Origin of the sequence: Alistipes sp. An66 (assembly GCF_002161445.1) — a bacterium.
GTDB classification, from domain to species: domain Bacteria; phylum Bacteroidota; class Bacteroidia; order Bacteroidales; family Rikenellaceae; genus Alistipes; species Alistipes cottocaccae.
In genome coordinates this window covers 59,549-71,860 of record NZ_NFHT01000009.1, presented here as the reverse complement: position 1 = coordinate 71,860, position 12,312 = coordinate 59,549, and the positions used below count along the sequence as shown (strand labels likewise).

The following is a 12,312-nucleotide window of genomic DNA, read 5'->3' as shown; positions in this document are numbered from 1 at the left end:
TGCGTTCGATATGTGATTCGTTACGCTTCACAGGCATTCAGATAACCGTCCACCCCTGCGCCGAAGAGCGAAAAGTCGTAGCGCACGGGATCCGCCGGGTCGAAGGTGCGGAGCGCCGCGGTGATCTCCTCGACGGCCCGCCAGTCGTTCTGCCGCCGCGTCAGCAGTCCCAGGGCACGACCCATCGCCCCGACATGAAGGTCCAGCGGCAGGTAGAGCGCCGACATCGGGATCCCCCGCCACTCGCCGAAGTCCACGCCCCGGTCGTCGCACCGCACCATCCAGCGCAGGTACATGCAGAGCCGTTTGCAGGCCGCGCCGCGTTCGATCGCCGAGAGGTGTTTCTCGCAGCGCGGGGCATGCTCCGCGGCGAAGAACTCCCGCCGGAACTCCGCCAACACGGGACGCAGGTCATGCAGCTCCGCATAGCGCGTCTCGAAAAAGGCCCCGATCCCGCCGAAGCGCGCATCCAGGCGCCGCAGCGCCAGCACGAAATCCCGCAGGTCGCCGCCGTTGAACGTGCGGTGGGCATAGGTGTCCAGCTGCGCCAGCTCCCGATCCGAGGCGTGGCGCACGAAATCCGCCGGGGCATCGTCCATCAGGCGCATCATCCGGTGGCCGTTGCGCACGATCGACTTGCGGTTTCCCCAGGCGATCGTCGCCGAAAAAAAGCCCGCAATCTCCCGGTCGGCACGCTCCGCATAGCGGTGCGGCACCGAGATCGGATCCTCCGGGATGAACTCCGGACGGTTGTAACGGTCGTAAAGGCGTTCGAGAAGCGCGTGCAGTTCGGGTTGCTCCATAATTGGAAGGGTTCAAAGGGACGCTGCCGCGCGCGGGGCTCCGCAGGCTGGCAACGCCGCGAAGGGGGTCAGGGAAGAAGGATCCGGCCGTCGGACATCGTGATCGTCCGGTCGGCCATCGCGGCCAGGTGCTCGTCGTGCGTCACCACGACGATCGTCTGCCCCAACCGCTCGCGCAGTTCGAAGAACAGGCGGTGGATCTCGTCGCGGTTGTGCGAATCGAGGTTCCCCGAAGGCTCGTCGGCCAGCAACACCGCCGGGGAGTTGATCAGCGCACGCGCAATCGCCACCCGCTGCTGCTCGCCGCCCGACAACTGTCCCGGCTTGTGGTCGCGGCGTGCCGAAAGGCCCATCAGGTCGAGCAGCTCCGCGGCACGACGCTCCACCTCCGCACGCGGACGGCGCCCGATCAGCCCCGGAATGCAGACATTCTCGAAGGCCGTGAACTCCGCCAGCAGGTGGTGGAACTGGAAGACGAAACCGATCCGCTCGTTGCGGAAGCGCGACAGCTCCCGGTCGTTCAGCCGGAAAACATCCTGTCCGTCGATCTCCACCCGTCCGGAGTCGGGGCGCGACAGCGTACCGATGATTTGCAGCAGCGTCGTCTTGCCCGCACCGCTCGCCCCGACGATCGAGACCACCTCGCGCGGGGCCACATCCAAAGAGACGCCTTTCAGCACTTCCAGCGTGCCGAAACGCTTGTGTATCTCCGTAATCCGTATCATGATCGGTATGCGTTGAATAGTTTCACGGTATCCACGGCCTCACGCACGTCGTGCACCCGCAGGATCCGCGCACCCTGCCGCAGGCACTCCCAGCCCAGCGCAACGCTCCCCGCCAGCGACTCGGCAGGCGTACAACCCAGCGTGCGGTAGATCATCGACTTGCGCGACAGACCCGCCAGCACCGGGAAACCCAGCCCGCACAGGCGGTGCAGACCGGCCAGCAGTTCGAAATTCTGCTCCGCGGTCTTCGCGAAACCGAAACCCGGATCGAGGATGATTCGTTCGCGGCGGATTCCCGCCGCCAGCATCGCGTCGACCCGCCGGCGGAAATAGTCGACCACTTCGGTCGTGATGTCGCGCCGGTAATCCGTCTGCGACTGCATCGTCTGCGGCGTCCCCTTCATGTGCATCGCCACGTAGGGCACGCCGCTCTCCGCCACGAGCGCAAACATCTCCGGATCGAGCTCCCCGGCCGAGATGTCGTTGACGATCACCGCACCGAAGCGCTCGATGGTCCGCCGGGCCACCCCGCTGCGGAACGTATCGACCGACACCGGCAGCTCCGGGGCCATCCGACGCACCGTCTCCACCCCCAGCGACACCCGCCGCCACTCCTCCTCGGGAGAAACCTCGTCGGCCCCCGGACGCGAGGAGTAGCCGCCCACGTCGATCAGCGACGCTCCTGCTTCGAGCGCCTCCCGCACGCGGGTTTCAATGGCCGCGGCATCCGGAGTCCGGCTCCCGGCATAGAACGAATCGGGCGTGACGTTCAGGATCGCCATCACCCGCGGGGTCGAAAGATCAATTTCCATGTCGTTGTCGTGCTTCAAGCGTGAATCGGCGGTGCAGTTCCGCCACCGTGGGTTCGAGGTCCGACTCGAAAACGTTCACCACCGCGAAGTCGGCCCGTTCGCGCAGCGTGTCGTCATCCGCCTGCGCCGCAATCCGCCGGCGGACCGCATCGGCGTCGCAGCCGTCGCGGCGGCATGTGCGTGCGATGCGCAGGTCGAGCGGAGCCAATACGGCAACCGTCCGGTCCACGGCGTGTTCCAGCCCCGCCTCGAAGAGGATCGCGCTTTCGAGAATCACGTAATCCCCCGTCTGGCGTTCGGACCACGCCGCGAAATCCGCCAGAACGGCCGGATGCACCAGCGCGTTCAGTGCCGCCAGCGCCTCCGGGTCCGAGAAGACCCGCGCGGCCAGGTAGCCACGGTTCAGCACACCGTCCGCATAGCTCCCGGCGCCGAAGCGCCCGACGATCCCCCCGCGCAGCGCGGCATCCTCCGCCATGAGACGTTTGGCCTCCCGGTCCGAGTCGTAGACCGCAACGCCCAGTCGCGCAAAAAGGCGGCAAACCGTGCTCTTCCCGCTCCCGATGCCGCCCGTAATCCCGACCTTCATCATGACGCAGACTCCTGGGGTATGTCGATCTCGGGAATATCCCCGATCGAGATGATCTTGATGTCGCTGAACCGCGTGGAGAGCGCCTTCTGCAACGACTGCGGTTCGATCACGTATTTATTCTCATGGCCCTCCTCCCGCGAACGCTCCACCTTGATCTCATCGAGCGGAATGCGCAGCGTCTTGTTCATGTAGACCCGGTATCCGAAGAGGTTCGTACCCACCCCCTCGACCACGCAGGTCACCTCGATGCGCTGCCCGTCGATGTTCAGCCGGACATGCTGCTCGGTGGTGTACGTGTAGCTCAACTTGGCGATGTACCAGAGGATGAACGACGCCACCAGCAACGCCAGAAAAACCGGCGAAACGTAACGGCGCATCGTATGCAGCAGATTTTCCATAGTGCCCACTCTATCTTGTCGACAAAGATAAAAAATAAATGCCAAATCGGCAACGGCAATCCGCGACCTCCGGCTCCGGGAAGGCACAAAAAAAACCGGGAGCCCCACGGTTCCCGGGTGAGATTCCGGATGCGGGCGGATTCGACAGCGGATCAGAGCCGGCCGAGGTGTGGCCGGGAGGCCGCTCCCGAAGGTCCTCTTCCCTCTGGCGGGCAGGCAGGAGCAATCAGGCCCCGGCTACCTTGATAATCCGATAGGCTGGCGGTGATCAGAAGCCCGTGCCGTTGGCCACAAGCACATATCCGTTCAGATAGGTCGCAAACAGCAGCCACAGCAGGTACGGAACGAACAGCCAGCCCGCAGGAGATTCGTGACGCAACGCCCGGAACAGAAAGAGCGCCGCCAGAAGATCGGGCATCACCGTACCCGGCATCCCCAGCGGCGGATACCGCTCCCGCATGGCCGAAGCCTGCAACAGCGACAAAAAACGCCCACGGTGAGCTCTCAAGAAAGAAGGCCCGCTCCCGCAAGGGAGGGGCCTTCATCTCAGCATGCCGTTCGAGAACGGCTTTTACTCCTCGTCGATCTTCGCACGCTTCGCCATCAGGTCGTAGGCGATCGGCGTGGCGATGAAGATCGTGGCGATCGTACCGACAACCACTCCGATAATCAGCGCGAAGATGAAGCCGCGGATCGTCTCGCCGCCGAAGAAGAAGATCGCCAGCAGCGTCACGAGCGTCGTACCCGACGTATTGATCGTACGCGACAGCGTCGAGTTGATGGCGTTGTTGACATTCTCCTTCAGCTTGCGCTTCGGATAGAGACCCAGGTACTCGCGGATACGGTCGAAGACCACCACCGTGTCGTTGATCGCGTAACCGATGATCGTCAGGATCGCGGCGATGAACGCCTGGTTCACCTCCAGGTTGAAGGGCAGGATGCCGTAGAACATCGAGAAGATACCGATGATCAGCAGCGCGTTGATGGCCAGAGCCAGCGTGGCGCCCGTAGCCCACTGCCAGCGCTTGAAGCGGAACGTGATGTAGAGTCCGATGGCGATCAGCGAGAAGAGCACCGAGTAGATGGCGTTCCACGTCATGTCATTGGCGATCGAAGGACCGATCTTGTCGGCCGTCAGAATACCGTTCACGTCGGTCTGCGTGCTGCGGAACTGGTCGAAGGTGATCGGATACGAGTAGAGCGACTTCAGGGCGTCATAAATGACCTGCTCGACCTCGGCCGTAGCCTCATCCGACATGTCGTCGTAACGGTACTGCGTCACGATACGCATCTGGTTCTCGTTGCCGTACTGCTTCACCTCGAAGCTGATCGACGAGGCGTCGGCATCCGTAATCTGCGAGAAGGTCTCCTCCATGCTCGCACGGACCGCCTCGGCCGACACGGGCTTGTCGAAACGAACGACATAGGCACGACCGCCCGTAAACTCGGCTCCGAGGTTCAGGCCACGCACGAAGAACGATGCGATCGACAGGACGATTGCCACTGCGGAGATCACATAGGCGATCTTGCGCTTGCTGAGGAAGTCGACATGCGTATTGCAGAGGAAGTTCTCCGACCACTTGTGCGAGAAGGAGATCGAGCCCCACTTGGCAACGATCCACTCGATCAAGAGGCGCGTGATGAAGATCGAGCAGAAGATCGACGTAATGATACCGATGATCAGCGTCGTGGCGAAGCCCTGCACCGGACCTGTTCCGAAGACAAAGAGCACGATACCCGTGATGATCGTCGTCAGCTGTCCGTCGATGATCGCCGAGTAGGCCCTTGAGAAACCGTCCTTGATGGCCAGCGAGATGCCCTTGCCCTCGCGGAGCTCCTCCTTGATACGCTCGTAGATGATCACGTTCGCGTCGACGGCCATACCCATCGTCAGCACGATACCCGCGATACCCGGCAGCGTCAGCACGGCGCCGAACGACGCCAGAACGCCCATCAGCAGGAAGACGTTCACCAGCAGCGCAATGTCGGCCATCCAGCCCGCCGTCTTGTAGAAGAGGCTCATGTAGAGCAGCACCAGGATGAAGGCGATCACGAACGACAGCATACCGGCGTTGATCGACTCCTGACCCAGCGACGGGCCCACGACCGTATCCTGGATGATCTTCGCCGGGGCCGGAACCTTACCCGAATTGAGCACGTTGGCCAGGTCCGTAGCCTCCTGCATCGTGAAGTCGCCCGTAATCTGCGACTGTCCCTTGTCGATCTTCGTATTGACGCGCGGGGCCGAGTAGACATAGCCGTCGAGCACGATGGCAATGCACTTGCCGATGTTCTCGCCCGTCAGGCGGGCCCACTCCTGGGTGCCTTCGGCGTTCATCGTCATCGAGACCTCCGCCGTGGCGCCGCGCTGGGCATACTGGCCCGTGGCCTCCGTGACGACCGAACCGTCCAGCGGAGCCTTGCCGTCGGGCGTCGTCACCTTGATGGCATAGAGGTAGAAGCGGCCGTCGATGTGGTCGTCACCCTTCACGCCCCACTTGAAGAGAATGTCGGCGGGGAAGAGCTCGCGGACCTCCGGACGCGACAGGTATTCGTTCACAGCAGCGATGTCGGCCTTGTAGGCGGCACCGATGGCGGCTCCGCCCGCATAGTTGGGATCCAGCACGGCGAAGAGCGGGTTCTGCTCGCGGTCGTAGCCGGCCGTCCGGGCAGCATCCTCGGCAACGGCCGTCGAGTCGGCGCCGATCTCACCGATCAGGCCCTCCTCTTCGGATGCCGGTGCGGCGGTCTCCGTTGCGGGAGCCTCCTCAACGGCGGTCTCCGTCTGCCGGGCCGTAGCCTCCTCACGGATGAGCTTGTCGGCCGAAACCAGCGCCGGAATCACCTCGTTGGCATCGTACGTCAGCCAGAATTCCAGCGACGCCGTACCCTGCAACAGGTCACGCACGCGCTGCGGCTCCTTCACGCCCGGCAGCTCCACCAGAATGCGGTGCGAGTTCGGAAGCCGCATGATGTTGGGCTGCGTCACGCCGAAGTGGTCGATACGGCTGCGCAAAACGTTGAACGAAGCGCCGATAGCCGCGTCGGTCTCCTGCTTGAGCACCTTCTCCACATCGGCATCCGAGCTTTCGAGCGTAATGTCCTGGCGGTCCGGGCTCACGAAGATCTCCGCAATGGGACGGCCGTTCGACAGGCGCGAATAGGCCTTCACGAAGTCCCCGATATAGTCGCTCGACGTACCCTGCTTCAGCGCCTCGTTGGCCTCGGCAATAGCCTCCACGAAGGCCGGATCGTTCTGGCTGTCGCCCGCCAGAGCCTTCACCACGTCCTCGACCTGCACCTCCAGCATGACGTTCATACCGCCTTTCAGGTCCAGACCCAGGTTCAGCTCCTTCTCCTTGCACTCCTTGTAGGTGAACTTCTTGAAGCCCAGGTTGAAAACCTGAACGTTCTGAACCGAATCGAGGTAATGTTGTTCGGCCTCCGACTGCACGTCGAGAGGGAACTGTGCGGCGTAGGCCGCGGCTTTCTTCTCCACGCTCCGCGTCTTGAACGTGAACGAGAGCTGATAAACGCATGCGAGGGCCAGCAGGACCGCGATGAGTTTAATGAAACCTTTACTTTGCATTGGAATGGAAAATAGTTGTTATTATGTTATTTGTTCAGTCGTTACGCACAATAGCACGCAAAGATAGGAAAAAAGAATTAATTCGCACGGTTTCCGCGGCAGAAAATGCCCGCCGGGGCGAAATTATCCTCCGAACCGGCCGCCGCACACGGGCCGATTCTCCGGAAGCCGCCGGGTGCGGCTCCCGAAAAGCCCCGGACTGACATCCCGGAAGCCGCCGGACGAAACTCCCGGAAGCCGCCGGACAGACGCTCCGGAAGCCGCCGGGTGCGGCTCCCGGAAGCGCCCGACACCCCGGAAACGACATTTTTTGCTCTTCCGGGCGGCCGGGAGGGTCCGGTTTGCGAAAAAAAACGTACTTTTGAGCCGCCATGTCGAAATCCGGATCATACCGATACCACCTCGCGGCGCTCTTCTCCGTGGCCGTCTGGGGCGCGACGTTCGTCTCCACGAAGGTCCTCATCGCCCGCGGGCTGACCCCTGCCGAGATCTTCCTGCTGCGCTTCGCCATGGCCTACCTCTGCATCCTGCCCTTCGCCCGCGGACGTCTCTTCGCCGGGAACCTCCGCGACGAGGCTATTCTGCTCGCCGCCGGAATCTGCGGCGGCTCGCTCTACTTCCTGACCGAAAACATCGCCCTCGAATACGCCCCGGCCTCGAACGTCTCGCTGATCGTCTGCACGGCGCCCGTATGGACGGCCCTCGTGCTGGGGCTCCTCGACCGCCGGGAGCGCATGTCGCGACGTCAGGTCGCCGGATCGGCCCTCGCCTTCGCCGGCATGGTCCTCGTGGTCCTCAACGGGCATTTCGTCCTCCACCTCTCCCCGCGCGGCGACCTGCTCGCCCTCTGCGCCGCCTGGCTCTGGGTCTTCTACTCGATGGCCGTCAAACGCCTCGCCGGCCGCTACCCCGCGCTCTTCATCACCCGCAAGGTCTTCTTCTACGGACTGCTCACCATCCTCCCCGTCTTCGCCGTGCGCCCCTTCGCCGTCCCGTGGCAGACCCTCGCGCAGCCCGCCGTCGCCGGGAACCTCCTCTTCCTCGGACTCATCGCCTCGATGCTCTGCTACCTGCTCTGGAATGCCGCCATGCTCCGGCTCGGAGCCGTCCGGACCACCAACTACATCTACCTCAACCCGCTGGTGACGATCCTCACCGCCGCACTCTGCATCGACGAACGCATCACCCCCGTGGCACTGGCCGGCGCCGCCCTGATCCTCTACGGCATGTGGCAGGCCGAACGCCCCGCCCGACGAAAATAATCCGACCCGGAAACCGGGAAAATTCGGTTTTTCCGGATCCTTTTCGTATCTTCGGGAATCCAAACCCGAAAAACAACATGAAAAAACTCCTCCTCTGCTGCTGCGCCGCCCTGATGGCCGGAAGTGCAGCTGCACAATCCGGTTATGTCCCGACGCCCGAAAACCTCGCGGCACGCCGGCAGTTCGCCGACGACCGCTTCGGCATCTTCCTCCACTGGGGTCTCTACGCCCTGCTCGGACAGGGAGAATGGGTCATGACCAATCAGGACATCCATTTCCGCGAATACGAGAAGCTCGCCGGCGCCTTCTCCGCCCCGGCGTTCGACGCCCGGAGCTGGGTGACGGCCTTCCGCGAGGCCGGGGCGCGCTACGTCTGCTTCACCACGCGCCACCACGACGGATTCTCGCTCTTCCGCACCGCACAGTCACCCTACAACGTCGTCGAGGCCACGCCGCTGGGACGCGACGTGGTGAAGGAGCTGGCCGACGAATGCCACCGCCAGGGGCTCGGCATCCACTTCTACTACTCGCTCATCGACTGGTGGCGCGAGGACGCCCCCCGCGGCCGCACCGGTCTCGGCACGGGACGCGACCCCGAAAAGGAGGATGCCGACGCCTATTTCGACTTCATGAAGGCACAGCTCACCGAACTGCTCACGCAGTACGGCGAGGTCGGGGCCATCTGGTTCGACGGCGTCTGGGACCAGGACCAAAATCCCTCGTTCGACTGGCGGTTGGGTGAGCTATACGGGCTGATCCACCGGTTGCAACCCGCCTGTCTGATCATCAACAACCACCACCTCGCGCCCTTCGAGGGCGAGGACGCCCAGACCTTCGAGCGCGACCTCCCGGGTGAGAACACCGCCGGGCTCTCGGGGCAGGAGGTGAGCCGACTGCCGCTCGAAACCTGTCAGACGATGAACCGTTCGTGGGGATACCGCATCACCGACCGCGACTACAAGTCGACCGACGCCCTCATCCGCTACCTCGCGGGCGCGGCGGGGCGCGGCGGCAACCTGCTGCTCAACATCGGCCCCCAGCCCGACGGGCAGCTGCCCGAAGCGGCGCTCGAACGTCTGACGGGCATCGGCGCATGGCTGCGCACGCACGGCGAGACGATCTACGGAACCGAAGCCGGACCGGTCACGCCGCGGGCCTGGGGCGTCACGACACGCAAGGGAGACAAGATTTACGTGCATATCCTCGACTGGCCCGACACGGAGCTCTTCGTGCCGATCCGCGGGATGCGCATCCGCGGGGCAGCGGCCTTCGACGGCGGGCAGAAACTGGACTTCCGGCAGGATGACCAGGGCGTGACGATCCGGCTCGGCGGACAACCCGCAGCTCCGGACCACATCGTCGTGCTGACCGTCAAGGAATAGACAGGAATCCCGCACTCCGTACGTCAGGGTCCGGGGTGCGGGAGCAAACGGGAGCAAACGAAAAAGAGCGACCCGCTCCGGCCATGCGGAGCGGAACGAATCCCGGAGACCGGGACTCAATGGACCATTTTCAACCCCACGATGCCGATGAAGACCAACGTGAGGAAGAACATCCGCCAGAAAGTCACGGCGTCGTGGAAGAAAAGAATGCCGATCAGCACCGTCCCGATGCCGCCGATGCCCGTCCAGACGAGATAGGCCGTCCCCATCGGGATTTCACGCTGCGCCAGATAGAGCAGCCAACCGCTCACCCCCATCGAAACGACCGAAACCGCCAAAAACAAAAAGTGCCAGCGCGGAGAAATGCCCGCGAGTTTGAATCCCAACGGCCACCCGATCTCGAACAGCCCGGCCAACGTCAGATACAACCATGCCATCGCAACGTCGTTTTATTGAAACGTCTTATTGAAACCGGCCCAAAAATAGGAAATTTTCCGCTGCGCGACAACACAAAAAAAGGACGCATCCCGTTTCCGGAATGCGTCCTTCCTGTTTTCAGGCTTTCGGCCGGCCCCGCGAAGGGAGCCTGCGGCCTTATTTCACCTCCTCGAACTCGACGTCCTCGGGCTGGCTGGTGCCGTTGCCGCTCTGCTGGCCGCCGGCATTCGCCTGCTGCCCCGCATTGGACTGTGCGCCCTGCTGCTGGGCCTGCTGCGCCGAGTAGATGTCCTGCGAGGCGGCCTGCCATGCGGCGTTCAGTTCGTTCATCGCCGTGTCGATGGCGGCCACATCGGCGTTCTTGTGCGCCTCTTTCAGTTTGGCCAGAGCGCCCTCGATCGCAGCCTTCTTGTCGGCCGGCAACTTGTCGCCGTACTCCTTCAACTGCTTCTCCGTGGTGAAGATGTTCGAGTCGGCAGCGTTGATCTTGTCGATACGCTCCTTCTCGGCCTTGTCCTTCGCCTCGTTGGCCTTCGCCTCGTCGCGCATCCGCTGGATCTCCTGCTCGGTCAGGCCCGACGATGCCTCGATGCGGATCTTCTGCTCCTTGCCCGTGCCCTTGTCCTTGGCCGAGACGTTCAGGATGCCGTTGGCGTCGATGTCGAACGTCACCTCGATCTGCGGAACTCCGCGCGGTGCCGCCGGAATGCCGTCGAGGTGGAAGCGGCCGATCGACTTGTTGTCGCGCGCCAGCGGACGCTCGCCCTGGCAGACGTTGATCTCCACCGAAGGCTGGTTGTCGGCCGCCGTCGAGAAGACCTCCGACTTGCGCGTCGGAATCGTCGTGTTGGCGTCGATCAGCTTGGTCATCACGCCGCCCAGCGTCTCGATGCCCAGCGACAGCGGCGTAACGTCCAACAGCAGCACGTCCTTCACCTCGCCCGTCAGCACACCGCCCTGGATCGCCGCACCGATGGCCACAACCTCGTCGGGGTTCACCGACTTGTTGGGCGTCTTGCCGAAGAACTCCTCGACGATCTTCTGGATGGCCGGGATACGCGTCGAGCCGCCCACGAGGATCACCTCGTCGATCTGCGAAGCGTTCAGGCCCGCGTCGCGCAGCGCCAGTTTGCACGGCTCGATCGTCTTGCGGATCAGATGGTCGCACAACTGCTCGAACTTCGCGCGCGTCAGCGTCATCACCAGGTGCTGCGGAATCCCGTTCACCGGCATGATGTACGGCAGGTTGATCTCCGTGGTGGTCGACGACGACAGCTCGATCTTCGCCTTCTCGGCAGCCTCCTTCAAACGTTGCAGGGCCATCGGGTCCTCACGCAGGTCGATGCCGTGCTCGGCCTTGAACGCCTCGGCCATGTAGTCGATCAGCACGTGGTCGAAGTCATCGCCGCCGAGGTGCGTGTCGCCGTTCGTCGACTTCACCTCGAAGACGCCGTCGCCCAGTTCCAGAATCGAGATATCGAACGTTCCGCCGCCCAGGTCGTAAACCGCGATTTTCAGGTCGCTCGACTTCTTGTCCAGACCGTAGGCCAATGCGGCGGCCGTAGGTTCGTTGATGATTCGGCGCACTTTCAGACCGGCGATCTCGCCCGCCTCCTTCGTAGCCTGACGCTGCGAGTCGGAGAAGTAGGCCGGGACCGTGATCACGGCCTCCGTAACCTCCTGACCCAGGTAATCCTCGGCCGTCTTCTTCATCTTTTGGAGAATGATCGCCGAGATCTCCTGCGGCGTATATTGGCGTCCGTCGATGTCCACACGCGGCGTGTTGTTGTCGCCGCGCACGATCGTATAGGGAGCACGCGCGATATCGGCCGTTACCTTATCGTAGGTCTCGCCCATGAAACGCTTGATCGAGAAGACCGTGCGCTTCGGGTTCGTGATCGCCTGACGCTTTGCCGGGTCGCCCACCTTGCGCTCGCCCTCCGACGTGAAGGCCACGACCGACGGAGTCGTGCGGTGTCCCTCCGAGTTCGGAATCACGACGGGCTCGTTGCCCTCCATCACTGCCACGCAGGAGTTCGTGGTTCCCAAGTCAATACCAATAATCTTTGCCATAATCGTACTATGTTTTAATTGTTCGTAATCTGTTTTTTGTTCCTTCGGTCCTTCGGTCCTTCGCCCCTCCGGGTCCGACCGTCGGTTACGCCCCAACTCCACACAAAGGTCGTACCAATCGGCACTCTCTGCCAAATTGTCAGTTCTTTGGCAGAAACCGGTCCTCTTTTCTCCCCATTCCTCCTACCCTCCCGGCATTTTGTCACCCGGCTGAAAGCCGGGCGCACTTTGCTTTTTG

Annotated in this window: 11 protein-coding genes; 2 read left to right on the top strand and 9 right to left on the bottom strand. The window is 62.9% G+C overall.

Annotated features, from left to right (window positions below; all coding sequences use genetic code 11):
* Positions 1-20: 20 nt before the first annotated feature.
* From B5G16_RS07715 to secDF, 7 genes are all read right to left on the bottom strand, one after another.
* Positions 21-803 carry a TIGR02757 family protein gene (locus tag B5G16_RS07715; protein ID WP_087262936.1) on the bottom strand — a complete coding sequence of 261 codons (783 nt, stop codon included), beginning with the start codon at positions 801-803 and terminating at the stop codon, positions 21-23.
* Positions 804-871: 68 nt separating this feature from the next.
* The gene (locus B5G16_RS07710) at positions 872-1,528 is read right to left on the bottom strand and encodes an ABC transporter ATP-binding protein (protein WP_087262932.1); all 657 of its coding nucleotides are present in this window, start codon (positions 1,526-1,528) and stop codon (positions 872-874) included.
* Entirely contained in the window at positions 1,525-2,340 is an 816-nt protein-coding gene (folP, locus tag B5G16_RS07705; protein ID WP_442856542.1) for a dihydropteroate synthase, read from the bottom strand. Before folP ends, B5G16_RS07710 begins: the two co-directional genes overlap by 4 nt.
* A complete protein-coding gene (gene coaE, locus B5G16_RS07700) occupies positions 2,330-2,932 on the bottom strand; it encodes a dephospho-CoA kinase (RefSeq protein ID WP_239406028.1) in 603 nt (200 codons plus the stop codon). The genes folP and coaE overlap by 11 nt, the downstream gene beginning before the upstream one ends.
* Positions 2,929-3,330, bottom strand: a complete 402-nt coding sequence (locus B5G16_RS07695) for a hypothetical protein (protein ID WP_087262927.1) — start codon at positions 3,328-3,330, stop codon at positions 2,929-2,931. Before B5G16_RS07695 ends, coaE begins: the two co-directional genes overlap by 4 nt.
* A gap of 268 nt (positions 3,331-3,598) precedes the next feature.
* Complete coding sequence (locus B5G16_RS07690) at positions 3,599-3,838, bottom strand: tryptophan-rich sensory protein (RefSeq protein ID WP_239406027.1); 240 nt, start codon at positions 3,836-3,838, stop codon at positions 3,599-3,601.
* Positions 3,839-3,901: 63 nt separating this feature from the next.
* Positions 3,902-6,919 (bottom strand): protein translocase subunit SecDF, encoded by a 3,018-nt coding sequence (secDF, locus tag B5G16_RS07685; RefSeq protein ID WP_087262925.1) that lies wholly within the window; start codon positions 6,917-6,919, stop codon positions 3,902-3,904.
* A 371-nt stretch (positions 6,920-7,290) separates the two neighbouring features.
* Between secDF and B5G16_RS07675 the strand changes: the two genes are divergently transcribed.
* Positions 7,291-8,181 (top strand): DMT family transporter, encoded by an 891-nt coding sequence (locus B5G16_RS07675; RefSeq protein ID WP_087262920.1) that lies wholly within the window; start codon positions 7,291-7,293, stop codon positions 8,179-8,181.
* Positions 8,182-8,258: 77 nt separating this feature from the next.
* Positions 8,259-9,563: an alpha-L-fucosidase gene (locus B5G16_RS07670; protein ID WP_087262918.1), complete on the top strand. Its 1,305-nt coding sequence runs from the start codon at positions 8,259-8,261 to the stop codon at positions 9,561-9,563.
* Positions 9,564-9,679: 116 nt separating this feature from the next.
* Here B5G16_RS07670 and B5G16_RS07665 read toward each other — a convergent pair whose 3' ends face one another.
* Entirely contained in the window at positions 9,680-10,000 is a 321-nt protein-coding gene (locus tag B5G16_RS07665; RefSeq protein WP_204228065.1) for a DMT family transporter, read from the bottom strand.
* Between the two features lie 157 nt (positions 10,001-10,157).
* Complete coding sequence (gene dnaK / locus B5G16_RS07660; protein WP_087262913.1) at positions 10,158-12,074, bottom strand: molecular chaperone DnaK; 1,917 nt, start codon at positions 12,072-12,074, stop codon at positions 10,158-10,160.
* Positions 12,075-12,312 lie beyond the last annotated feature (238 nt).